Annotated in this window: 19 protein-coding genes, 1 tRNA gene and 1 rRNA gene; 7 read left to right on the top strand and 14 right to left on the bottom strand. The window is 49.1% G+C overall.

Annotation, left to right across the window (positions count from 1 at the left end):
• Positions 1-161: 161 nt before the first annotated feature.
• Entirely contained in the window at positions 162-1,364 is a 1,203-nt protein-coding gene (locus JL661_RS16945) for a BaiN/RdsA family NAD(P)/FAD-dependent oxidoreductase (RefSeq protein ID WP_062773356.1), read from the bottom strand.
• A gap of 253 nt (positions 1,365-1,617) precedes the next feature.
• On the opposite strand from JL661_RS16945, the gene pitA reads away from it, so the two are divergent.
• Positions 1,618-3,108, top strand: a complete 1,491-nt coding sequence (gene pitA, locus JL661_RS16950) for an inorganic phosphate transporter PitA (RefSeq protein WP_036418287.1) — start codon at positions 1,618-1,620, stop codon at positions 3,106-3,108.
• A 73-nt stretch (positions 3,109-3,181) separates the two neighbouring features.
• Here the strand turns inward: pitA and uspB are convergent, their stop codons facing one another.
• On the bottom strand, positions 3,182-3,517 hold the full coding sequence (uspB, locus tag JL661_RS16955) for a universal stress protein UspB (protein ID WP_004904572.1): 336 nt from the start codon (positions 3,515-3,517) through the stop codon (positions 3,182-3,184).
• Between the two features lie 349 nt (positions 3,518-3,866).
• On the opposite strand from uspB, the gene uspA reads away from it, so the two are divergent.
• Together uspA and gdhA are read left to right on the top strand one after the other, a co-directional pair.
• Positions 3,867-4,304 (top strand): universal stress protein UspA, encoded by a 438-nt coding sequence (uspA, locus tag JL661_RS16960; RefSeq protein ID WP_004904570.1) that lies wholly within the window; start codon positions 3,867-3,869, stop codon positions 4,302-4,304.
• 366 nt (positions 4,305-4,670) lie between these two features.
• Positions 4,671-6,011, top strand: coding sequence for an NADP-specific glutamate dehydrogenase (gene gdhA / locus JL661_RS16965; protein ID WP_004238567.1), 1,341 nt, complete (start codon positions 4,671-4,673; stop codon positions 6,009-6,011).
• Between the two features lie 127 nt (positions 6,012-6,138).
• Here the strand turns inward: gdhA and rsmJ are convergent, their stop codons facing one another.
• Entirely contained in the window at positions 6,139-6,897 is a 759-nt protein-coding gene (gene rsmJ / locus JL661_RS16970; RefSeq protein WP_015422358.1) for a 16S rRNA (guanine(1516)-N(2))-methyltransferase RsmJ, read from the bottom strand.
• A 3-nt stretch (positions 6,898-6,900) separates the two neighbouring features.
• A complete protein-coding gene (prlC, locus tag JL661_RS16975) occupies positions 6,901-8,949 on the bottom strand; it encodes an oligopeptidase A (RefSeq protein ID WP_036413302.1) in 2,049 nt (682 codons plus the stop codon).
• Positions 8,950-9,190: 241 nt separating this feature from the next.
• Here prlC and JL661_RS16980 point away from each other — a divergent pair.
• A tRNA-Sec gene (locus JL661_RS16980) sits at positions 9,191-9,285 on the top strand.
• Positions 9,286-9,441: 156 nt separating this feature from the next.
• The gene (locus JL661_RS16985; protein WP_062773359.1) at positions 9,442-10,476 is read left to right on the top strand and encodes a virulence RhuM family protein; all 1,035 of its coding nucleotides are present in this window, start codon (positions 9,442-9,444) and stop codon (positions 10,474-10,476) included.
• Between the two features lie 96 nt (positions 10,477-10,572).
• On the opposite strand, the gene JL661_RS16990 is transcribed toward JL661_RS16985, so the two are convergent.
• The 6 genes from JL661_RS16990 to hsdR form a co-directional block, all read right to left on the bottom strand.
• Positions 10,573-10,935, bottom strand: a complete 363-nt coding sequence (locus JL661_RS16990; RefSeq protein WP_032099254.1) for a YibL family ribosome-associated protein — start codon at positions 10,933-10,935, stop codon at positions 10,573-10,575.
• Between the two features lie 82 nt (positions 10,936-11,017).
• On the bottom strand, positions 11,018-11,455 hold the full coding sequence (locus JL661_RS16995) for a hypothetical protein (RefSeq protein WP_225310071.1): 438 nt from the start codon (positions 11,453-11,455) through the stop codon (positions 11,018-11,020).
• 41 nt (positions 11,456-11,496) lie between these two features.
• Positions 11,497-12,597: a PDDEXK family nuclease gene (locus JL661_RS17000; protein ID WP_062773362.1), complete on the bottom strand. Its 1,101-nt coding sequence runs from the start codon at positions 12,595-12,597 to the stop codon at positions 11,497-11,499.
• A 156-nt stretch (positions 12,598-12,753) separates the two neighbouring features.
• Positions 12,754-14,517 carry a restriction endonuclease subunit S gene (locus JL661_RS17005; protein WP_062773364.1) on the bottom strand — a complete coding sequence of 588 codons (1,764 nt, stop codon included), beginning with the start codon at positions 14,515-14,517 and terminating at the stop codon, positions 12,754-12,756.
• Positions 14,517-15,989: an N-6 DNA methylase gene (locus tag JL661_RS17010; RefSeq protein WP_062773367.1), complete on the bottom strand. Its 1,473-nt coding sequence runs from the start codon at positions 15,987-15,989 to the stop codon at positions 14,517-14,519. Before JL661_RS17010 ends, JL661_RS17005 begins: the two co-directional genes overlap by 1 nt.
• Before the next feature lie 70 nt (positions 15,990-16,059).
• Positions 16,060-18,492 (bottom strand): EcoAI/FtnUII family type I restriction enzme subunit R, encoded by a 2,433-nt coding sequence (gene hsdR, locus JL661_RS17015; protein ID WP_062773370.1) that lies wholly within the window; start codon positions 18,490-18,492, stop codon positions 16,060-16,062.
• A gap of 218 nt (positions 18,493-18,710) precedes the next feature.
• Between hsdR and JL661_RS17020 the strand changes: the two genes are divergently transcribed.
• On the top strand, positions 18,711-19,139 hold the full coding sequence (locus tag JL661_RS17020) for a hypothetical protein (protein WP_046024982.1): 429 nt from the start codon (positions 18,711-18,713) through the stop codon (positions 19,137-19,139).
• Positions 19,140-19,182: 43 nt separating this feature from the next.
• Here JL661_RS17020 and JL661_RS17025 read toward each other — a convergent pair whose 3' ends face one another.
• Positions 19,183-20,169 carry a nickel/cobalt transporter gene (locus tag JL661_RS17025; protein WP_062773373.1) on the bottom strand — a complete coding sequence of 329 codons (987 nt, stop codon included), beginning with the start codon at positions 20,167-20,169 and terminating at the stop codon, positions 19,183-19,185.
• An 8-nt stretch (positions 20,170-20,177) separates the two neighbouring features.
• Positions 20,178-20,813 carry a DUF1007 family protein gene (locus JL661_RS17030; protein WP_073970197.1) on the bottom strand — a complete coding sequence of 212 codons (636 nt, stop codon included), beginning with the start codon at positions 20,811-20,813 and terminating at the stop codon, positions 20,178-20,180.
• Between the two features lie 244 nt (positions 20,814-21,057).
• On the opposite strand from JL661_RS17030, the gene JL661_RS17035 reads away from it, so the two are divergent.
• Positions 21,058-22,992, top strand: coding sequence for a methyl-accepting chemotaxis protein (locus JL661_RS17035; RefSeq protein WP_004241113.1), 1,935 nt, complete (start codon positions 21,058-21,060; stop codon positions 22,990-22,992).
• A gap of 53 nt (positions 22,993-23,045) precedes the next feature.
• Here the strand turns inward: JL661_RS17035 and yghU are convergent, their stop codons facing one another.
• A complete protein-coding gene (gene yghU / locus JL661_RS17040) occupies positions 23,046-23,888 on the bottom strand; it encodes a glutathione-dependent disulfide-bond oxidoreductase (RefSeq protein WP_036413351.1) in 843 nt (280 codons plus the stop codon).
• A 142-nt stretch (positions 23,889-24,030) separates the two neighbouring features.
• A 5S ribosomal RNA gene (gene rrf / locus JL661_RS17045) occupies positions 24,031-24,146 on the bottom strand.
• Positions 24,147-24,172 lie beyond the last annotated feature (26 nt).

Below are 24,172 nucleotides of genomic sequence, written 5' to 3' on the forward strand. Positions count from 1 at the left end.
AAGGTGGTCATCTGAAAGTGACTTGATGATAATAGTTCTCAGTATCATTTGTAAAGCACTTTTTGCTCAGGATTTCGTATAATCACTGATGTTTTCTGTTAACTCACTGATACCGTGATTTATTTTAATAAAATTAAATAATTCCATAGGGTTATCAGGGATTAAACATCCGGTGAAAACGGCAGTGCCTGCGCACATGCCCACGCGGAACTCCATGCCCACTGGAAGTTATAGCCGCCGAGCCAGCCGGTCACATCGGTCACTTCGCCGATAAAATAGAGTCCCGGCACATCGCGGGCTTCCATGGTTTTGGAGGAGAGCGCCTGAGTATCCACACCGCCGAGTGTCACTTCGGCTGTCCGGTAACCTTCTGTGCCATTCGGCTGCACCTGCCAGTTCTGTAATTTCTCCGTGATTTCCTGCTGTACGGCTTTGGATAACTGGTTCAGCGCAGTATCCGGCAGGTCACCGGTTGTCTGTAAACACTCCACCAGCCGTTTTGGTAACAGCTTCGCCAGTGCATTACGCAGGCTCAGATTCGGGTGTTTTTCCCGCTGTACGGTGAAAAATTCAGCCAGATCGGTGCCCGGAAGTAAGTTAATACTCACATACTCACCGGGGTGCCAGTAACTGGAGATTTGCAGGACCGCAGGGCCTGACAGGCCACGATGGGTAAATAATATATTTTCCGCAAACCGGGTGCCATCCTGTGCGGTAACTGTCGCAGACACTGCCACGCCGGACAGCGTCTGTAAGGCTTCCAGCAGCGGTTTATGCAGCGTGAAAGGCACCAGTGCGGCGCGGGTCGGTAATACCGGCAGACCAAACTGTTCCGCCAGGCGGTAACCCAGCGGAGTCGCCCCCAGCCCCGGCATCGATAATCCGCCGCTGGCCACCACAAGTGAGTGAGCGCTCACAACCTTTCCGTTAACGGTCACACAGAAATCATCGCCCTGTTTCTGTACCTCCGTCACCTCACTGCGCAGGCGGATAACCACATTCCCCGACTCACACTCCGCCAGCAGAAGATCAACTATCTGTTGTGCGGAATCATCACAGAAAAGCTGGCCGAGGGTTTTCTCATGATAGGCAATCTGATATTTCTGCACCAGGGCAATAAAATCCCACTGCGTATAACGGGCGAGCGCTGACTTACAAAAATGCGGATTTTTGCTCAGATACGCCGCCGGTTCGGTATAAAGGTTGGTAAAATTACAGCGCCCGCCCCCGGACATCAGAATTTTCCGCCCGGCTTTTTTACCGTTATCCAGTACCAGCACCCGCAGCCCGCGCTGCCCTGCCTGCGCGGCACAGAACAGTCCGGCGGCACCCGCGCCTATTACAATCGCGTCAAACTTTTCCAAAATAGTGTTCTCTGTGTCTTTAAATGTGGAGAAATTCCGATAAATGTCTTAAATTTGTCATGATGATTAAATCAGGCCAAAAATTTATTCTTTTCAGAAAAGGAGCCTAATCCGATGATATACAAGGATTAATAATTCCTTAAGCTGATTTGATGAAGGTATCAAATCAAAAAAAGGCCATATTTCACTTCCCCGGGACGCATTTGTCGCTGATAATGCGCCGCGTTCATGTCCAACAACTGGCTTAACGTCTATGCTACATCTATTTACAGGCCTGGAATTTCACACCGGCCTCTTGTTAGTACTGGCACTGATCTTTGTGCTGTTTTACGAAGCCATCAACGGCTTCCATGATACCGCAAACGCGGTAGCAACTGTTATCTATACCCGTGCAATGCGCGCGCAGCTTGCTGTCGTCATGGCCGGTGTATTTAACTTCCTCGGGGTACTACTCGGCGGTCTGAGCGTGGCGTATGCGATCGTGCATCTTCTGCCCACGGACTTACTGCTGAATGTCAGTTCGGCCCATGGTCTTGCCATGGTCTTTTCCCTGCTTCTCGCCGCTATCATCTGGAACCTGGGCACCTGGTACTTCGGTATCCCGGCCTCAAGTTCTCATACCCTGATCGGCGCCATTATCGGGATCGGCCTGACCAACGCAATTGTGACTAACAGTTCCGTGGTTGATGCGCTGAATATTCCGAAAATGATCAGCATTTTCCTTTCTCTGATTCTGTCACCGCTGGTCGGCCTGGTGATCGCCGGATTAATGATCTGGTTCCTGCGCCGCTACTGGAGCGGCACGAAGAAACGCCGCCGTATCCACTTAACACCGGCAGAACGTGAGAAAAAAGACGGCAAACGCAAACCGCCATTCTGGACGCGTACCGCCCTTATCCTTTCCGCAGTCGGCGTCAGCTTCTCACACGGCGCAAACGACGGGCAGAAAGGTATCGGTCTGATTATGCTGGTTCTGATTGGTGTCGCCCCTGCCGGCTTTATGGTGAATATGAATTCCAGTGATTACGAAATCGCCCGTACGCGTGATGCCGTGGTCAACCTGGAGCAGTATTACACCACGCATAAGGATGCACTGGCACACGCCATCGAGCTGACCCCGGCACTGAACACGGAGAATACCGTTCTCAATGAACAGTTCCACTGTGACAGCTCCCGTACCGGCATCGTATTAAGACAGGCTCAGGATCTGCTCGGTAATATTCATACCTATGATGATTTATTACCGGAACAGCGCAGCCAGATGCGCCGTCTGCTGATGTGTATTTCGGATACCGCCGCAGAAGTGGCGAAATTACCGGAAACCAAACCGGAAGATGCGCGTTTCCTGAAACGTCTGTCCAATGACCTGCTGAATACCGTTGAGTATGCGCCTATCTGGATCATCATTTCTGTCGCGCTGGCGCTCTCTCTGGGCACCATGTTCGGCTGGAAACGTGTTGCAGTGACTATCGGTGAGAAAATCGGTAAGAAAGGCATGACATACGCCCAGGGCGTGTCTGCGCAGGTCACCGCGGCTGTCTCCATTGGTGTGGCAAGTTATACCGGGATGCCGGTATCCACCACCCAGGTGCTCTCCTCTGCGGTGGCAGGTACGATGATTGTTGACGGTGGTGGTGTTCAGACCAAAACCATCAAAAACATCATGCTGGCCTGGATTCTGACACTGCCGGTGTCCATTATCCTGTCCGGCGCGCTCTACTGGATCTCCCTGCAGATTATCTGACAGCAGGTTGCTATCCTCTGAAACAGAAAAGCCTGACACGTGTGTCAGGCTTTTTTTTGCATCCGGTAACCGGTTACGGCCAGATAATCATCATCAGCAGAGAGGCAATCACAATCCCGCATATCGCACTGATCATGGTGAACTGACGGCGGATACGTTCGCAGCGTAAAATCACTTCAGGGTCATGATGAGTGAGATATTCCCGCTGATTGATATAGCGGATAAGGCGCAGCTGCTTCTGCCACTGGGTGTGGTCAGTAAACGCATTATTGCCGCCGACAGCGTGGTAAAGCAGCGGGTCGCTGTCACGCAGGACCGAGAGTAATGCCCGGGTGGATGAATAAAACCGGATCATGTTAATCAGACAAAGAAAACATAACGCCCAGAACAGTGTAAGTATACTGAACATAATCCACTCCTTAGACTATCTGCGGAGAAGGAACCGGTGATATCAGTGTCTATCACATCATACTGACAGTATTTTATGTATTCAGTATGAACAATGCTGTGAAGTTCCACAAACTCTCACATTCTTTCACGATAATCTTCTGAAAATATCCGTTTTGCCACTCTCAACCTTGTGAGAAGTGCGCAGACTGGTATATCTTATAAATCAGACATTCTCTGCTGCCTGATAAAAGCATTGAGTTGTGATCAGCATTACACTCTTTAATGATATTAAGCAGTTATAGTATTCATAAAGGATAGCGGCGCAAGCCCTGCCAACCCCTTAACCTTTTGAACGGAAGGAGTTTCTTATGGCATATAAACATATTCTGGTCGCAGTCGATCTTTCGCCTGAAAGTGAAGTGTTAGTAAGCAAAGCAGTTTCTATGGCAAAACCTTACAACGCCAAAGTTTCTCTGATCCACGTTGATGTCAATTACTCTGACTTATACACCGGACTTATCGATGTTAACCTGGGTGATATGCAGCAGCGCATTACTGAAGAAACCAGTAATTCACTGAAAAACCTGGCGAAAAATTCCGGTTATGAGATTCAGGAAATGCTCAGCGGCAGCGGTGATCTCGGCCAGGTATTAGTCGATGCCATCAGAAAATATGATATGGACCTGGTTGTCTGCGGACACCACCAGGATTTCTGGAGCAAACTGATGTCTTCCGCCCGTCAGCTGATTAACACCGTTCATGTCGATATGTTAATTGTTCCGCTGCGGGATGATGATAACGCATAATCCTCTGCTGAAAAATTATTCATATAAAATGCCTGCTTATGCAGGCATTTTTTTTGGCTGAAAATGCGGCTGCCGAATCCGTCAAAAAGGCCGTCAACGAATTTTTTTTGTCATATATGAAAAAAACAGCTTGAAAACAGGATATAAACAAGAGATAAATTCAAGTGGTAAATGCAAACACATCTCACATTATTCGAAAAATAAAACAAAAATGTTCGGGATACCTCACAAAGTAACGTAACCCGATATCATTCGTGTCACAGATATGACGTACGCGAAAATATTCCGGAGAACCTGCCCCGGAGACAAGTGCGGCCTGCATAACTGCTGCATGAATGAGAAGGGCATGACAGACAGGAAATCAACATGAGTAACTTTATCTCTTTGGAAACGTTTCTGGAAAATGTTCAGCGCCGTGACCCGTCACAGCCGGAATTTCTCCAGGCGGTGCGCGAAGTTTTCTCCACGCTATGGCCATTCCTTGAAAAGAATCCGCAGTACCGCGATCAGAACCTGCTCGCCCGCTTTGTTGAGCCGGAGCGCGTAATTCAGTTCCGCGTGACCTGGGTTGACGATCAGGGTCAGGTGCAGGTAAACCGCGCATGGCGTGTGCAGTTCAGCTCCGCTATCGGCCCGTTCAAAGGCGGTATGCGCTTCCATCCGTCCGTAAACCTCTCCATCCTCAAATTCCTCGGCTTTGAGCAGACACTGAAAAATGCCCTGACCACACTGCCGATGGGTGGCGGGAAAGGCGGCTCTGACTTTGATCCGAAAGGCAAAAGCCAGGGCGAAGTGATGCGTTTCTGCCAGGCACTGATGACCGAGCTGTACCGTCATCTGGGCGCAGATACAGATGTCCCTGCGGGTGATATCGGCGTCGGCGGCCGTGAAGTCGGCTACATGGCGGGGATGATGAAAAAACTGTCCAACAACACCGCCTGTGTGTTTACCGGCAAAGGTCTCTCCTTCGGCGGCAGTCTGATCCGTCCGGAAGCCACCGGTTACGGGCTGGTTTACTTCACTCAGGCCATGCTGGAACGCCACGGGATGAGTTTCGACGGTATGCGTGTTGCGGTTTCCGGCTCCGGTAACGTGGCGCAGTACACCATCGAAAAATGCCTGTCACTGGGTGCGAAAGTGATCACTGCATCTGACTCCTCCGGTACCGTAGTTGACGAAGACGGTTTCACCGCCGAAAAACTGGCGCGTCTGACCGAAATCAAAGACCGTTACGGCCGTGTGGAAGAGTATGCGAAAGAGTTCGGCCTGGTGTATCTGAAAGATCAGACCCCGTGGGCTGTTCCGGTGGATATCGCTCTGCCGTGCGCCACTCAGAACGAGCTGGATCTGGCAGATGCTGAAGTGCTGATCAAAAACGGCGTTAAAGCCGTGGCGGAAGGCGCAAACATGCCGACCACTATCCCGGCAACCGATGCCTTCCTGGCCGCAAATGTCCTGTTTGCACCGGGCAAAGCAGCGAATGCGGGCGGCGTGGCAACATCCGGCCTGGAAATGTCACAAAACTCTGTCCGTCTCGGCTGGAAACGTGAAGTGGTGGATGAGCGTCTGCATCACATCATGCTGGATATCCACAATGCATGCGTTGAGTACGGCAGTGAGGAAAAACAGACCAACTATGTGCAGGGCGCGAATATCGCCGGCTTTGTGAAAGTCGCTGATGCCATGCTGGCGCAGGGTGTGCTGTAAGTCTGTAAGCTGTTACTGAAAAACGTCACAGTGTCGAAGGGGGTATAACAAGCGTTACGGAAGTCTCACTTGTTGCCCCTTCGCGAAACGGGAACTGCCCTGTCCCCTTTTCAGATGTTATTCAGTGTTATCCCTCTGCTTTCACACAGGGATAGATATCAAAACGATGATTTTTGGTTTCAATCGCCGCAGCGGCTTTCTGCCCGGCTAACGGCTCCGCGTAATCCGGACGTTTTACCACCACACGACGGGTTGCCAGCGCCAGTGCAGGCGCCAGCAGAAGATCCGCATCCTCATCCGCGCCCACCAGCGACTGAAACACCCGCATTTCTTTCTTCACCAGCGCGCTTTTCTGCCGGTGCGGATACATCGGATCGAGATAGACCACATCCGGCGGTGGTGTGATTTCCGCCAGCGCATCAATCCCGGACGCATGGATAAGGATCATTCTCTCCTGCATCCATCCCCCGATTTCACTGTCCCGGTAGGCCCGCTGTAAGCCATCATCCAGCAGTGCCGCAACGACCGGATGGCGTTCAATCATCCGCACATGACAGCCCAGCGACGCCAACACAAAGGCATCACGCCCGAGACCGGCTGTCGCGTCCACCACTGACGGAAGATAGGATTTCTTAATCCCGGCAGCCTTTGCCACTGCTTCACCGCGTCCGCCGCCGAAACGGCGACGGTGTGCCATCGTTCCCCCGGCAAAATCCACACGGATCCCGCCGAGTTTCGGTTCATCACACTTGCGCAGTTCCAGCCCTTCCGCCGTCAGCACCAGCGCCATCAGCGCGGTATCATCATGCTCCAGGCCCCACCGCGCCGCCAATACATCAAGGGCGCAGCTGTCTGCGCCCTGTTCACACTGTAAACGAATCTTCACGTATTACCCGTTGATTCCGTAGCCTTTTAACATCGCATCCAGTTCCGGCTTACGCCCGCGGAAGCGCTCAAACAGGACCATCGGCTCTTCCGAACCACCCCGGCTGAGAATGTTATCCAGGAAAGACTGACCGGTGACCGGATTGAAGATACCTTCCTCACTGAAGCGGGAGAATGCATCCGCTGCCAGCACATCCGCCCACAGATAACTGTAGTAACCGGCCGCATAACCACCGGCAAAGATATGACTGAACGCATGCGGGAAGCGGTTCCACGGCGCAGCAGGCACCACAGAGACTTTCTCTTTCACAGACAGCAGTGTCGGCATCACCTGAGCGCCGGTTGCCGGGTCATATTCCGCATGCAGACGGAAATCAAACAGCCCGAACTCCAGCTGACGCAGAATAAACATCGCAGACTGATAATTCTTCGCTGCCAGCATATTGTCGAGCAGCGACTGCGGCAGCGGCTCACCGGTTTCATAATGACCGGAGATAAAGGCCAGCGCCTCCGGCTCCCAGCACCAGTTTTCCATAAACTGGCTCGGCAGCTCAACCGCATCCCACGGCACACCATTGATGCCGGAAACATCCGCCACATCAATCTGTGTCAGCATATGATGCAGGCCGTGTCCGAACTCATGGAACAGAGTCAGCACTTCATCATGAGTAAACAGTGCCGGTTTGCCGCCGACCGGTTTATTAAAGTTACAGGTCAGATACGCAACCGGTTTTTGCAGGGAATTATCTTTGTGGCGCATACGGCCGATACAGTCATCCATCCACGCCCCGCCGCGTTTGTGCTCACGGGCATACAGATCCAGATAGAAACTACCGCGTAATTCACCGTTCTTATCAAATAAATCAAAGAAACGGACATCCGGATGCCAGGTTTCCACCCCGAAACGCTCTTTGGCGGTGATCCCGTAGATCCGGCGGATCACTTCAAACAATCCGCTGATCGCTTTTTCTTCCGGGAAGTACGGACGCAGCTGCTCATCACTGACCGAGAACAGATGCTGTTTTTGCTTATCGGCAAAATAGGCCATATCCCACGGCTCGAGTTTATCAACGCCGTAATGTTCTTTGGCAAAGGCGGCCAGCTGAGCCACTTCCTGCTCGCCCTGATGATGGGCGCGCTCCGCCAGGTCATTCAGGAAATCCAGCACCTGCTGCGGGTTTTCCGCCATTTTGGTGGCGAGGGATTTTTCCGCGTAGTTTTTAAAGCCGAGTAACTGTGCCAGCTCATGTCGCAGCGCTAAAATCTCCGCCATCACACTGCTGTTATCCCACTTACCGCCGTTCGGCCCCAGCTCGGAAGCACGGGTGCCGTAGGCTTCGCTCATCTCTTTGCGCAGCTCACGGTTATCGGCGTAAGTCATCACCGGCAGATAGCTCGGCATATCCAGGGTAAACAGCCAGCCCTTCTCACCTTTGGACTCCGCCAGTGCCTGTGCAGCAGCAACCGCGCTCTCCGGCAGACCAGCCAGCATGCTTTCATCGGTGATAAGCTTGCTCCAGCCCATGGTTGCATCCAGCACATTATTGCCGAACAGCGAACCCAGCTCAGACAGACGGGCAGAAATCTCGCCGTAGCGTTTTTGTTTCTCCGGTGGCAGACCAATGCCGGATAACTCAAAATCACGCAGTGAATTTTCCACTGACTTGCGCTGTGCCTGAGACAGTGACGCAAACGCCGGGCTGTTTTTCAGTGATTTATAGGCGTTATACAGCCCTTCGTGCTGACCCATCCAGGTGCTGAATTCTGACAGCAGCGGCAGGCACTGCTCATAAGCTTCACGCAGTTCAGGACTGTTTTTGACAGAGTTCAGATGACTGACCGGCGACCAGACACGGGATAATTTATCCCCGGCTTCCGCCAGCGGAACACACACATTTTCCCATGTAAAATCAGGTGCATGACTCACCACCTGCTCTACCGTCTGACGATAATTATCCAGCGTTTCTTTCACCGCAGGCACAATACATTCCGGATTGATGGCAGAAAATGCCGGTAACTGATTCTGAGTCGGGGTAAGCAAAGGGTTCATCATAAACCATCCTGTTGGCTGCTGGTGCACGTCCGCCGCAGCGCACATACACATGAAAAATGAAAATCGAAACTCTCTATAAGATGGGGACACACTCCGGCAAGTTCAATGATTTTTAGTGTTATTATGCTGATTAAAAATCATTCTCGTAAAAAATCGCACGATACTGATGTATCTCAAAGGAAAAAACGCAAGAGAACTTTTGAATCCCTGCCGGAAAGCGTATACTGTGCAACCTCAAAACGGAAGATCATCGTCCCCGGTGGGGCGGCCGGACTTCAAATCCGGTTGGGGCCGCCAGCGGTCCCGGGCAGGTTCGACTCCTGTGATCTTCCGCCAATTATATTCATCCGCACATCGCTAAAACCCATCTCTGTAATATCATCTGCACACAACTAACCGGTGTGAGTATTTTAACATTTATTTTTCCGGGTATATTGGTAGCATCTGTGTTCATTCCGCTGAGATAACAACCCGTAAAACGGAGGCCATGCAATGAGTGATAATCTTCCTGAGGCACCACAGGGCGAATTTATTCTGTTCCGCAGTGAAGATGGTCAGACCCGCGTTGAATGCCGTTTTGAATCTGATACGCTGTGGTTATCTCAGGCATCAATTGCTGAATTGTATGGAAAAGATGTCCGTACAGTTAATGAGCACCTTGTGAATATTTTCTCTGAGGGAGAACTTGCTCAAAACGCAACCATCCGGAAATTCCGGATAGTTCGATTAGAGGGAAATCGTCAGGTTTCCAGGGAGATAGACCACTATAGCTTACCTGCCATTCTCGCTGTCGGTTACCGCGTCCGCTCCGTTCGCGGCACACAGTTTCGGCAGTGGGCAACGCAAACACTGGAACAGTATCTGATCAAAGGGTTTGTGATGGATGATGAGCGGCTGAAGAATCCGCCTGTCGGTCAGTCTGTGGTGCCTGATTACTTTGATGAGATGCTCGAACGCATCCGTGATATCCGCGCCAGTGAGCGGCGGGTGTATTTACGGGTAAAAGAGATTTTCACGCTGGCGGCAGACTACGAACCTTCAAATAAAGAAACCACGCGTTTCTTCCAATCCATTCAAAATAAACTGCATTTTGCCTGTACCGGCATGACCGCCGCTGAGCTTATCGCCAGTCGTGCAGATGCCAATCAACCGGATATGGGATTAACAAACTATAAAGCCGGTGAAGTCCGTAAAACTGATGTGACGATTGCGAAAAACTATCTGCGTGAAAATGAGCTCAAAGAATTAAACCGCATCGTCAATATGTGGCTCGACTTTGCCGAAGACCAGGCGTTGCGCCGTAAGCAGGTTTTCTTACAGGATTGGGATACTAAACTGGATCAGTTTTTAAATTTCAATGACCGCAACGTATTGCAGGGCGCTGGTGGGATCAGTAAGAAAGCAGCTGATGAAAAAGCCAAAGACGTATTTGATATATTTGACCGGAAACGCCGCCGGTTAAAAGAGTCAGAAGGGGCGAGAGCGAATATCGCGGCACTGAGAGATTTGCTGAAAAAAGGGAAGTAGAAAAATCACAGAGCCATTATTTTTAATGTCAGCTGAATTATTAACGCCCGGTTTATGCCGGAACCGGACGTTGTAAACAAAGAGAGTAATTACTATTCAGAAATCAGTCTTAGAAAAACCGGTCATATCATCCAGTCCCATTTCGCGGCCTAACGCCGTCATCGGATGGACAATGATCAGGCCCCGCACCGCTTTCTTCAGCTTGCCGATATCAGCCTGTTCTTTCTTAGTGATAGAACGTTTGAATGGCATATCCACCAGCTTCTGCGCTTCTTTGCTGAGTTTCTTGCTGCGTTGTTCCTTCAGACGGGCAATGTCAGTTTCCAGCGCGGCTTTTTCTTTCTCAAGTTCTGCGTACTTTTCCGTTTCGTTCTTTTGCAGCATACCGGCCATCTGGTGACGGGTAAGGTCTAAACGGTCGCTGAGAAGCTTGATTTGTGCTTTTTCGTTTTCTTTCATTTTAATTAACCATGACTAAATTTCTTACCGGCAAGTATACACCATTCTGCATAAGAGGACGAAAAGGGAAGATATCACAATTTTAAACATTAAAACCTAATTGTGCCCATGCATCTTTCCATTCAGAAATTCGTTTTACCGAAATAGCATGATGAGTCGAGTTATCATTAATAGCCCACCTTCCGTTATGTTTATCTAAATAATCTGAATGAGCCTCATAAATATCATTCTGTATCCATGACAATGGTGTGATATAGAAAGTGGCAGGCTCTTTTCTGATATCGATAAATATCCAGAATTCATCGTCGTTTTTATCAGGTACACACTTATTGGCATAGTTGATTGATGTTTGCCACGTACCTGACATTTTAGCTCTGGTTGTTACTTTATATTTTTTGTCATTTGGAGAGTCAAATTTGATAAACGTTCTGCGGCCTTCTTTGCAGACGGAAACATTTATAGCACCAAGGCTCATTAGTTTTTGCAAGACCTTTAACTGTCCTGATTCTGCTGTAGTCATCTTTCCTCCTGAATGGAAAGTTGTTATGTCCGCCCGGAATCTTACTCCTTCACATTCCAGTTTTTAAAATAGCGTTTTAATTTTTCGACAGTATGGCGCCATTTCGGTGCCGTGGGTTTACAAACGGTATTTTGGTTACCGAAGAATCCGACTTCATTTACCGCCTCTTGTTCACTGCGGGTTTCCAGCCATTTGACAGGGACAAAATACTCAGATTTATCAGGATCATCTGCATTCCGCTGATAAAGTTCCTTGTACCTGAGTACATCCATCGCCAGCTTTTCACCCTCTTCCGTAGTGATAGTAAAGCTACCGGCAGGCTCAACGGCGCTCTGCACAATACCAACGCCGACATAACCCGTCGCCGGGATTTTTACCCACACCCGGTCCCCCGGCTGAAGTTGTTTCAGCGTCTGGCTGTACCAGCTTCCGCCGCCCGCACTGATAAATCCGTAACGACGAGCCTCTTCCCAGACCCGGCTTTGCGGGTCGCCAAACGAGACATAAAACTCACCATTCCAGGGCTCTTTTGCATTCGCACTTGTGGCGGTGGCCTGTGCCGCATTAGTTTGCGTTTCACTCGGATCGATAAGCCAGGCACGGCTTAAAAATTGCTCTTCTCCATGCTGAAAAACCTTAAAGAACAGGACGTTGATTGAGATACCATTTTTACTCAGATAATCCACAATACGCTCGGTGGACGGGTCCAGCTCTGCCGCCACAATAATGATTTGATGTGACTGATTAAGCGATTCTTCCTCCAGCTCAGCATTGAAACGCAGTCTGAATGCATCACCCAGATTGCCGCCACCAGAGAATTTTTCATAAATCTGCGACAGACGGTCAGCAGTAAGATCATCCACCCAGGAGGCGTAGTCCAGTGCCTGTGCGACCACTTCACGCGGCGTACGATCACGTTTAAGTTCAATCAGGACCAGTGATGCGTCCGGCGCAATCGCCAGCAGATCAATACGGCCCTTATCGAGGGTATTTTCCTGATGGCCGATAATCATCCACTGGTCGGAGAGAATGGTCGGGTCATTTAAAATCATCTTCTCCAGCAACTGCTCACTGGCGAGTTTGCTGATGGTTAGCGGCTGGGGATTTTCCCCTATCCGCCAGATTGCATGATGAACCGGCATCGTCTGTTCCTTAGCGCCTGATCCAGCAGGCGTTATTGTTGAAGCCAGTTTGGACTCGGACAGCGCGGAAGAACCGGAGCGTACACGTAGTACGTGAGGATTCTGAGCACTGCCCGAGACCCAAATGGCGAATAAAATAGCCTGGTGGACAGGCGCTTAGTTTAATGCTGCGTCAGTAAGTGCATCCGCCAGGTGGAGCCTGGTTTGTTGGGCGGATTGCAGGCAGGATTTGAGGTGACTGCAAATTAATAAATATTCATTAACTTTATCAGCGATCCTATGTTGTTCTTCCAAAGGTGGTAATGGTAAATATATTTCCTCTACATCACTTAAGCGAAAACTATTTTTTATACCTCTTTGTGGCGTATTAAATTGTAATTTTGCCATAGGAGAGCGCATAAACTCAGGAAAATAATAATTATGACATATTGGGATAAGACGTAGTAAACATGTATGTTGATTGATATATGCCTCACCTAATCCCTCAGGGATTAAACCTAAATTACCAACATCTCCCGTAATTGAAATAACTAAGTCAAAAGGTTCTAACTTTGTTCGCAATCCCTCTCCTTCAACTGGAGGAGTAACATAACGGAGATTGTCCATTCTTAGATCATAAGAATATTTGGATAAATTTCCCATTGTTACAAATAAAGCCCCTTTTTCTGAATAATATTTCGCCCAATCTCGAGATCCCGATGTAGTAAACATGGCTATATCAGATATACGACACCACTCCCACCCCACCGGCAATTCAAATGGCTTTTCCTCATCACTCACTGGCGGCAACGGTTTTTGTTTTTTAATTTTCCCTTCTTTCACCAGTTGCGTTTTTTCCTGCTCAATACGTTTAAGCAGTTCAGAAGCAGGTTCATCGTTAGGATCTTGCGACACAAGTTTACCCATAACTGCCAGTTGCAGAATGGTTTGCTTAAGTGCATCGATGCTGGCTTCAGTGGTAAACAGCGTGTCGAAATGCTGGCTGATTCGCACCCAGTTTTCGGCGAGTTCTTCGGCATTTTGGCTATCGGTCAGCGTTGCCAGCAGGGTTTTTACCAGTTGCTGATGCGCGTCCAGACTGCTCAGCGATTGCTGTTCCAGTTGATCGCAAATAGTCATCAACTGAGAAAATGTTTCGACTATCCTAATTTGCTCAGCAATTGGTGGAAATGGTAATGGATAGTTTTCAAAGAAGTTCCTTGGGACACGTTTTTGACCGGCAGAACCAGTCATCATTGATTCACCCATACTTAAATAATGAGGTGATTTTATATTAAGAAGAATATATTGAAGGTTTAACTCTGAACTAATCGGGCGAGCGACATGTAGTTCTGTTGTACCGACTCCAACACCACCTTTTAATCCCTTGAAAATCACCGCTTTACTATTTTCAAAACAAGGTGTTATTTTTGCTATCGCAATATCCCCGTCCGCAAAATGAGTATAGCCTTTCTTCACCTTACCCCAACTTTTTATTTCTTGGTCATGAGCACCATCAAATCGGGTAGAAATACATGGCATTGGGACAAAAGAAATATCTTGCTCATCATCTGTTACTTCTATCTTTGGATTTATCGTAGCAATCTCACTTAATGTGGTCCACTCCCACCCCACCGGCAACTCAAACGGCTTCTCATCCTCGCTAATCTCAGGAAGTGGTTTTTGCTTTTTAATTTTACCCTGCTTTACCAGCTCCGCTTTCTCAGCCGCAATACGTTTTAACAGCTCCGACGCCGGTTCATCATTTGGGTCCTGCGGCACCAGTTTTCCGCGTACCGCCAGTTCCAGAATCAGCTCGCGCAGTTTCTTAATACCATAGAGATCGATTTTGCCATTACTGCCACGCCCGGCTGCGGAGCGGGTTTGCAGGGCAGAAGACCAGATATCGATATGGTCGGTAATCAGCTTCTCAACGGTCATCAGTTAGCGTCCTTATTGCCTGTCAGTGCAGCGCCAAGAATATCGCGCAACTGGTTACGCAGTTTGCTGATTTCCGCCTGCTGTTTCTGGTACTGCGCCAGCAATTCGTCCGGGTCGTGGCTGATGGTTTCGCCCTGATAGGGATTTTTAATATCGAGGTTGAAGTTGCGGGCGATAATGTCATCAATGCTGACTTTCCATGCCAGATGGTTTTCTTTACGGGCAGCAAAACCGTCGGCTTCATTTCCCCACCAGTCGATCTCAGCCTGAAACTCTTCAAACTTCATCGGTTTGGTTTTACTGTAATTCTTCACACCGTCCGGGTACGGGTGTTCATAGAACCACACCTCTTTGGTTGGCTGACCTTTGGTGAAAAACAGAATATTAGTTTTGATACCGGTGTACGGGTTAAACACGCCGTTCGGCAACCGCACGATGGTGTGCAGATTGCACTCCTCAGTAAGCAGTTTTTTAATCTTGGTTTTCACACCTTCGCCAAACAGCGAGCCATCCGGTAATACCACTGCTGCGCGGCCTTTGTCTGCCAGCACTTCAATAATCAGTTGCAGAAACAGATCAGCGGTTTCACGGGTCTGCATCTCTGCCGGGAAGTTTTTCTCGATACCGTCTTCTTCGGTACCGCCAAACGGCGGGTTGGTAACAATCACATCAATCTGCTCATCCCAGGAAGAAAGCGGCTTATTGAGTGTGTTGTCATGGCGGATTTGTACCGGTACTTCAATGCCGTGCAGCAGCATGTTGGTGGTACACAGCAAATGCGGAAGCTGCTTTTTCTCTACGCCGCAGATCTGTTTTTGCAGTATTTTGTGGTCTTCGGTGGTATTGACGTAATGCTCTTTCACATGGTCAAACGCACAGGCGAGGAAACCGCCGGTACCGCACGCCGGGTCCATAATTGACTCACCCAGCTTCGGATCAATACGATTGACCATAAAGCGTGTCACGGCGCGTGGAGTATAAAACTCCCCCGCATTTCCTGCACTTTGCAGGTCACGCAGGATCTGTTCGTAAATATCGCCAAACAGATGCCGTTCCCGGCTGCTGCCGAAATCAATTTCATTGAGCTTGTTAATCACCTGGCGCAGCAGTGTGCCATTTTTCATATAGTTATAGGCATCGCTGAACGCCTGTCTGACAACAAAGCCACGCGGATTTTTATCGATCGACGCGATGAGGTTTTTAAGCCCCGGAAAAAGATCGTCGTTCACAAACTCCAGTAACTCATCACCGGTAATACCCTCACTGTCTGCTGCCCAGCTGCGCCATAAATAGCGCTTCGGGATCGGGAACTGATAATCATCCAGCTCCAGTTCCAACTCTTCTTCCTGGGTATCGAAAATTTTCAGGAACAACAGCCATGACAGTTGCCCCAAACGCTGGGCATCACCGTCAACACCGGCATCTTTACGCATAATGTCCTGAAGGGATTTAATTACTGAACTAATCGACATGTTTTCTTTCCATACTAAAAAAGACAGCCACCGGCCACAGGCGCGGCGGTGGCAATATATTTATTCGCTGTCAGGCTAATCGTGGCGGTAACCGGTAGATTTCGTTTTCCAGTTCGTTGACGGCCTGCTCATACGCTGCTTTGTTACCAAAGCCGGCTCTGATGATCTCTCCCGGACGGCCCAGCGCATCAAACGGTTTCAGTTTGAGCACCAGAACGTCCTCAATTTCCTGCACACCTTCATCAGCATATTTGTCCAGCAGAGTATTAAGTACCTGCTGAGCCGGTTCGGCATACTTCGTAAAATAGTTACGTTTACGCACATTTGCTGCACGCTCCTGACGCGTTAACGGCGGCTGACCGTACACTACATGGCAGAGCAAATCAAACGGGTCGAGATCTTTACCCACCTCTTCGGCCAGTACATCCCATAAAATCCCCAGTTGCTCCAGTTCTTCAATGATGACCTGTTTGCGCGGAGCATTCTTCCATTTACGCATAAAGCCATCCAGTGAAGCGTACTCACTGTCTTTCAGCATTGTTTTGCGGGTGTAATCGCGGAAGGATTCAGTCACCAGTTTACCGTCAGAATCATAATACTGAACACGTTTAGCCAGCACTTTTACATGCACGCCATTCACATAGAACTTACGGACTTTGTCGTCATCATCGTCACTATGGAATTCACCACAGCCTTCAGACCTGTCGCGGTTAACCTGATAGTCAGCGGTATCTTCCCGCGCTTCACCGGCGGTATTATCATCATTTTCCGCATCAAGTTGCTCGTTAAAATCCGAATCCTGATCGGAAATGTCACCGGGTCTGACCACCAGCACTTTTTCCGGCACACCGTCAAAGCGCTCATCCGCAAACAGTTCGGTTGCTTTTTTAAAGTCGAGAATGGTGAACCACAACTTACCGTACTTTTCGTTGATACGCGTACCGCGCCCGATGATTTGCTTAAATTTGGTTATGGACTGAATATTTTGATCCAGCACGACCAGCTTGCAGGTCTGCGCATCGACGCCCGTACTCATCAATTCTGAGGTGGTTGCTATCACCGGATAAGGCTTTTTCGGATTAATAAAGTTATCCAGCTGTGCTTTGCCGATATCATCGTCACCGGTAATTTTCATCACGTATTTTTCGTTCTTCAATACCTGCTCAGGATTAAGCACCACCAGCGCATGACGCATCCGCTCTGCATGATCAATATCGTTACAGAAAACAATGGTTTTATCCATCGGGTTGGTACGTTTCAGGTAATCGGTGATAGTCTTCGCCACCAGCATAGTACGCTCATCAATAACCAGCGTGCGGTCAAAATCCTTCAGATTGTATATACGGTCTTTAATCTCTTTGCCGTATTTATCCAGTTGACCTTTAACCGGCCGCCAGCCCTGAACATCGACATCGATATCAACACGCACGACTTTGTAAGGGGCGAGGAAACCGTCTTCAATTCCCTCTTTCAGTGAATAGGTGTAAACCGGTTCACCAAAATAATCGATATTGGAGACGTCTTCTGTTTCTTTTGGTGTTGCTGTCAGGCCAATCTGAGTGGCGCTGCCGAAATACTCCAGAATCTCCCGCCAGGCGGAATCTTCGGACGCACTGCCACGGTGACATTCGTCAATCACAATCAGGTCAAAGAAATCCGGAGCAACCTGTTTATAGGCTTTCTGATTCTCTTCCGGTCCGGTAATGGCCTGATACAATGCAAGATGTACTTCATAAGCAGGATCGATAGTACGGCCGGTGACTTTGGTCATCACAGTGCCGAAAGGTTGAAAATCATTATTTTTAGTCTGATCGACCAGAATGTTGCGGTCTGCAAGAAACAGAATACGTTTCTTGTTTCTGGCTTTCCACAGCCGCCAGATTATCTGGAACGCGGTATAGGTTTTGCCCGTGCCGGTTGCCATAACCAGCAAAATACGATTCTTTCCCGCTGATACGGCATCTATCGTCCGGTTAATTGCCCGCATCTGATAGTAACGGGGCGATTTCCCGCTGCCGTCATCGTAATAATCCTGACTGATAACGGGCAACTGTTGCTGAGTAAACCCTTTCCAGTCGCAATATTTTTGCCAGAGCAGCTCTGGTGCCGGGAAAGCATCAAGCGTAATTTCTGATTCGAGCTGCTGCGGATTGGTTTTATCATGGAAGATAAACCCATCACCGTTAGAAGCAAACACAAAGGGTACATCAAGCAGTCCGGCATAATCCAGTCCCTGCTGCATCCCTTTACTGATGGCGTGCTTATTGGCTTTGGCTTCGATAACCGCCAATGGCAGGTTAGGCTTGTGATACAGTACGATATCGGCAGATTTCACTTTGATACGTGATGCCAGCTTTCCGCGGACCACTATCTTACCATCACGCAGTTTCACTTCCTGACGAATCTGAGTCAAATCATCCCAGCCGGCATCCTTAACTGCGGGAAGGATAAATTTGCTGATAATATCCGTTTCACTCATATTCGTTTTGTTTACACCAGCCATAGCAGAGCGCTCCATGAAAGTGGGTTAGCTCTGATTCTACACAAATTAGTGCATCAGGTAAGGACTAAAGCAACATTTCGGGTATTCACTTCCCCTGAAATGGAACAACTATAATCAGGCTTTCTGCCCTGAAAACAGCAGAGGTCATAATGAAGAAAGTACGTTAGGACAGTACCTATATCCGGCAGGATATTTACACGATTCTGATTGATGTCGGTATGGCAGCTGATGCTGAAAATCATAAATTATTCACAGAAGCCTGCCGGAAAAATCTTGATACCTATCAGTCCTTATATGACGATTCATCAAAAAGTTTATATGCCCGCGTTGATCTGATTTATAACTTTGTCTGTAACCAGGAATTAAAAAATTACCGGGCCAGTTTTACCGGCGAACTTCACGCACCGATGTATCGTTACGACAATTCAAAGAATAATACGGAATATGATTTTGTCCGGAATAAAATCCGGGGCGGACTGGATGAAACCAGTAATGAGATCAATAACCTGATCTATGAACAAATGATTGAAATTCTCTACAAACCCGCATATATGGGTGAATCAAGGCACCCCGGTAATATTATGCTGTCACTGGACAGTGTCAGAAGAGAAATGGCACCGGAACTGGTGCTGAAACTGGTTAAATAGCGGTGAATATAAGACACCGGCTGAGTCCGGTGTCTTTTTATTTTCAGACAAAAAATCCCCCTGCTGATATCCCGGTTCCCTGATACATCAGCAGCCCTGCAATAATAAATATCCCCCCGGATATCAGCCGGAGAATATCGCCATAATGCCGGTTTGTTTTTTGTCCGGGATTACGGGACATGCGCAGTGCCAGAAAGCGCATGCTGTGTACGAACCAGGCTATCATACACAGTGTGATACCGGTTCCCAGCGCCATTGCAAATACCGCGATAATTCCCCAGTGAAAAACACCGATAACTGATGAGAATAGTAAAACTAATAATGCCCCCGAACACGGTCGGCTGCCCATGGCCAGAATCATACCGGCTTGTGTCCGCCAATTGCCGGTGACTGTATTTCCCGGCATAACATGCTGATGACCACAACTGCATGTCTGAACTTGTCCGCTTTGCAGATAAACAGGTTTTAACACAGCCGCAGATTTATTATCCGATACGCGGATTGTTTTTATTTGCGGCTTATTGACCGGTGGTCTGATAAATAAACGACGTAATGTGCGGATAACAATAATGGCGCCAAAAAGAATAATAAATGCATAGCTGGCTTTCTCCGTTATCTGGCTGACATTATTTAACTGGCGTACTGACAAATTTAATATAAACAGTACAACAGAGACTAAAATAACCGCCACAGTGCCCTGAAGCAGAGAAGCCAGAATACTTAATAACGCGCTGTGGCGTAATTTTGCCGGATGTGTGGCGATGTAAGCAGAAAGGATAACTTTGCCGTGGCCGGGACCCAGTGCGTGCAATAAGCCGTATAAAAAACTGAAAAGCGTCAGAAGCCCGCCCGCTTTCAGCGGATCAGACACCACTTTCTGAATCAGCGCCGCCATTTCAACATTCAGTTCTTTTTGTAACTTTGCACTGACATGCAGCAATGACGGCCACTGGCTGTACAGCAACCCACCCGCAGACAAAACAATAAACACAACAGTAAGCTGAATAATAGTCCGTGAATATGATGTCATCCGTTATCTCACTCCGGGCAATGTAAGGTGATCTGCTGTGCAAACTGGCGACCGAGCGTCAGGTCATCATCCGGGGTATCGCCGGTATCCAGCGACAGCGCGTAATCTTTCAGGGTATCCGAAGGATCTGCCTCGGTAAAAACTAACCGGCACTGTGATGCATCCGGCGGAGAAAGGTGAACCGCGCGTTTGCCGTTGTAGGTCATACTGACAAAAAAAGTCGGTTCATACGTTTTCAGCTCAATGGTACTGCCGGCTAACGGTATCGGATGCAATAGTGAGACACGGAATGACATAACAATCTGTAATCCCTCACGCGTCATCCGGTAGGTGTCCGGAAAGAGTTTAAGAGGCTGTTTTTTATTCTGATAATTCAGTTCGGAAAAATAAGACTGTGCAATTATATTGGCCATCACAGATGCTGCCTGCTTCTTCCACTGCGGGCCGTCTTCTTTGCTGTTCATCAAATCATACAGAATATCTGCGGAAGTCATCGGATCCATTTTCCAGACATATTCAATCCCCCTCAGCGTATGGTTTTCCGTCACAAGGGTCGTTTCCATATCAATAAAACTGTGCGGGTGTGCAAACACCTGCGGACTGAATGTCAGCAAAAACAGGAAAGAGAGCAGTAACGTATTCATTCTTCTGATTAAATTCACAGATTATCTCACCTGGCAAAAGATGTTATAACATAACATAGTGTTACGGATGAAAATACTGTTTTCTGAAACACCGCAGCAGACAGAAAAACATCATAAAATGACGAAAGTGCGATCCCTGCCACAGATATCCGTCATTCATTCACCTGTTCAATAAAACATCATAAAGATATAAGTCACACCGCCGATAACTCAAATATACCCTTATTTGTTTCGGGAGTTTTGTATGTCCTGGTATCCGTCCCGCATTTCAACCCGCCTGACTATCGGGGGCATCCTGCTCCTGGCCGTCACTACTGCCATTATCATTGTTGTTATGCTGTGGCGGGGTCAGCCCCGCGTTGTGGAAATTAATACTGCATTAATTGAAGAAACCGGACGCGGCCTGACATCCCGGGTCAGCACGATTTTATCTCAGACAGACGGAAAAACCGTCAGCTTGGCGCGCCTGGCGGAAGTGCTGCCCAATGATGAGGCGCTGTACCGCTATATCCCGCCCAATCTGATTGAAAGCAACAGCCTGATCACCGGCGGCGGGATCTGGCCGGAGCCGGGGGCATTCACCCCGGGAATTGAGAAACGCAGCTTTTTCTGGGCACGGAATCCGGCCGGGGAACTGGTTTTTTCTGATGAGTACAATACAGAGGGTGCCGGTAATTATCACAATGAAAGCTGGTACCGGAATGCCCGTGAGCAATCCACGGAAAGCTGTTTGTGGTCTGATGTTTACCGCGATGCCATTTCCGGTGTGAATATGGTGACCTGCAGTGTGCCGTACAAAACCGACGGAAAATTTGCCGGTGTCGCGACAACGGATATCCGTCTGGATAATATCGCCGCTATTATGCAGCAATACGGTAACAGCACCGGTGGCTATGCTTTTGTGACAGACCGGCAGGGGCAGCTGATCTATTTTCCGGGTGATGACAATAAGCAATTCAAAACCTTTGATGAGCTGGCCGCACAATCAGCCTGGCTGGCACCGGTGGCGGCAAGCCTGAAGCAACCCCATTCTGAGCAATCCGCTATCGACAGTATCCGCATTGATAATGACGGGCAGCTGAACACCACTTCACAAGTGATGCTGTTCCCGATGGCCGATACCGGATGGGTCATCGGCCTTGTCACGCCGGAGAGCCGGATCACCGGGCTGGCAAAAGTGATGATGCAGGATGTGCTGGAAGCCCTGCTGCCGATCATGGCACTGTTGTTGCTGGGTTCCTGGCTGGTTGTCCGCCGACTGATCACCCGCCTCGATGAAACCCGTAAGGCCCTCGATGACATCGCTCACGGGGAAGGCGACCTGACACGGCGGATGGAAGTGCGCGGTGCCGATGAAATATCCGCTATCTCACAGGCATTTAATCTGTTTGCCGATAAAATATCATCCATGTTGCTCACAGTACGCAGCAGCAGTTCTGTTGTGGCCGGAAATACCGTTAATCTTGCTGATAATAATAACGAGTTATCCGCACGGGTCACACAGCAGGCAGCGGCGCTGGAGCAAAGTGCTTCCGCGATGGAAGAACTGAACGCAACGGTGCGTCAGAACAGTGAAAATACCCATCAGGCCGATGAACTGGCGGAAACCACCGCACAAACAGCAAGCCGCTGCGGGGATATGATGCGTGATGTGATTTCGACAATGAACAGCGTCAGTACATCATCCGGACGAATGGTTGAAATCGTGTCAGTGATCGACAGTATTGCATTCCAGACCAATATTCTGGCACTGAATGCCGCCGTCGAGGCCGCGCGTGCCGGTGATTCCGGGCGAGGCTTTGCAGTGGTGGCGACTGAAGTCAGATCACTGGCTCAGCGCAGTGCACAGGCAGCACAGGAGATTAAGGCGCTGATTGATGAGTCTGTGCAGAATGTCAAAACCGGCAGTAATCAGGTGCATGAAGCCGGAGAAACGCTGGCAGATCTGGTGATGGATGTGTTGCAGGTAAGACAGCTGATGAGTGATATCCGCGTTGCCGGTGAGGAGCAGAGCAAAGGGCTGGCCGAGGTTACGATGGCTGTCTCAGAGATGGATACCACGGTACAGCAGAATGCCACATTAATTGATGATGCTGCTTCACGGACGCAAATCCTGCGAAGAGAAGCCGAACAGCTTTCGCAGATGGTATCGGCCTTTAAATTACCGGAACCGCGTTAATAATGCAGATACGTTTCCCGGCAGAAAACGCTCTGCCGGGAACACGTGAAATATCAGTCCAGATCTGACGCATTATGACGTTCGCGGATAAACCGGTCTGACGGCTCTCCGCCGCTGCGGTTAACCCGGCGTCCGCGCTGAACAGCCGGACGTGCCGCTATCTGCTTCGCCCAGCGGATCACATGCGGATATTCACTGACAGACAGGAATGTCGCCGCATTATACAGCGTACCCAGCACTAACCCACCGTACCATGGCCATGCAGCCATATCAGCAATAGTGTAATTATCGCCGGCAATAAATTCATGCTGACTGAGCTGACGGTTCAGGACATCCAGCTGGCGTTTGGTTTCCATCGCGTAGCGGTTAATCGGATATTCATATTTTTCCGGTGCATACGCATAGAAATGGCCAAATCCGCCGCCGACAAATGGTGCTGATCCCATCTGCCAGAACAGCCATGACAGTGTTTCTGCCCGTTCAGGCTGAGTTTCCGGCAGGAACAGGGAAAATTTTTCTGCCAGATACGTAAGAATTGCTCCGGATTCAAAGATCCGTACCGGCTTCGTACCACTTCTGTCGACCAATGCTGGGATTTTTGAGTTCGGGTTAATATCAACAAACCCGGAACCAAACTGGTCGCCTTCGCCGATATCAATCAGCCAGGCATCGTATTCCGCATCGCGGATCCCCGCCGCCAGCAGTTCTTCAAGCATGATAGTGACTTTCTGACCGTTAGGTGTTCCCAGCGAGTAAAGCTGCAATGGATGTTTACCAACAGACAGGGTTTTTTCATGTGTCGCCCCGGCAACAGGACGGTTGGTATTGGCAAATTTTCCGCCGTTTTTCTGTTTCCATTCCCACACCTGAGGCGGGACATAGGTTGGATCAGCCATAACGATGCTCCTTTGTATTTTCTGCCGGATTGAAGTGATCAGTTATCCAATCTACCTTCCGGTGAATAAAATACAAACGGAATTTTCTTTTCGTCCAAACGCAAAAAAGCCACCCAAAGGGTGGCTTCTTTACTTAATAATAACCTGGCGGTTCCCTACTCTCACATGGGGAGACCCCACACTACCATCGGCGCTACGGCGTTTCACTTCTGAGTTCGGCATGGGGTCAGGTGGGACCACCGCGCTACGGCCGCCAGGCAAATTCATTTCAATCCAAAACAAGC

Origin of the sequence: Morganella morganii (assembly GCF_019243775.1) — a bacterium.
Classification (GTDB): domain Bacteria; phylum Pseudomonadota; class Gammaproteobacteria; order Enterobacterales; family Enterobacteriaceae; genus Morganella; species Morganella morganii.

Bases quoted from the DNA above. Each gene is read 5' to 3' on its own strand.
- JL661_RS17000 (WP_062773362.1), bottom strand. From the start codon at position 12,597: ATGCCGGTTCATCATGCAATCTGGCGGATAGGGGAAAATCCCCAGCCG.
- uspA (WP_004904570.1), top strand. From the start codon at position 3,867: ATGGCATATAAACATATTCTGGTCGCAGTCGATCTTTCGCCTGAAAGT.
- uspB (WP_004904572.1), bottom strand. From the start codon at position 3,517: ATGTTCAGTATACTTACACTGTTCTGGGCGTTATGTTTTCTTTGTCTG.
- yghU (WP_036413351.1), bottom strand. From the start codon at position 23,888: ATGGCTGATCCAACCTATGTCCCGCCTCAGGTGTGGGAATGGAAACAG.
- JL661_RS17020 (WP_046024982.1), top strand. From the start codon at position 18,711: ATGGCAGCTGATGCTGAAAATCATAAATTATTCACAGAAGCCTGCCGG.
- JL661_RS16990 (WP_032099254.1), bottom strand. From the start codon at position 10,935: ATGAAAGAAAACGAAAAAGCACAAATCAAGCTTCTCAGCGACCGTTTA.
- JL661_RS17030 (WP_073970197.1), bottom strand. From the start codon at position 20,813: ATGAATACGTTACTGCTCTCTTTCCTGTTTTTGCTGACATTCAGTCCG.
- JL661_RS17035 (WP_004241113.1), top strand. From the start codon at position 21,058: ATGTCCTGGTATCCGTCCCGCATTTCAACCCGCCTGACTATCGGGGGC.
- JL661_RS17025 (WP_062773373.1), bottom strand. From the start codon at position 20,169: ATGACATCATATTCACGGACTATTATTCAGCTTACTGTTGTGTTTATT.
- JL661_RS17010 (WP_062773367.1), bottom strand. From the start codon at position 15,989: ATGTCGATTAGTTCAGTAATTAAATCCCTTCAGGACATTATGCGTAAA.
- pitA (WP_036418287.1), top strand. From the start codon at position 1,618: ATGCTACATCTATTTACAGGCCTGGAATTTCACACCGGCCTCTTGTTA.
- prlC (WP_036413302.1), bottom strand. From the start codon at position 8,949: ATGATGAACCCTTTGCTTACCCCGACTCAGAATCAGTTACCGGCATTT.
- hsdR (WP_062773370.1), bottom strand. From the start codon at position 18,492: ATGGCTGGTGTAAACAAAACGAATATGAGTGAAACGGATATTATCAGC.
- gdhA (WP_004238567.1), top strand. From the start codon at position 4,671: ATGAGTAACTTTATCTCTTTGGAAACGTTTCTGGAAAATGTTCAGCGC.
- JL661_RS16985 (WP_062773359.1), top strand. From the start codon at position 9,442: ATGAGTGATAATCTTCCTGAGGCACCACAGGGCGAATTTATTCTGTTC.
- JL661_RS17005 (WP_062773364.1), bottom strand. From the start codon at position 14,517: ATGACCGTTGAGAAGCTGATTACCGACCATATCGATATCTGGTCTTCT.
- JL661_RS16995 (WP_225310071.1), bottom strand. From the start codon at position 11,455: ATGACTACAGCAGAATCAGGACAGTTAAAGGTCTTGCAAAAACTAATG.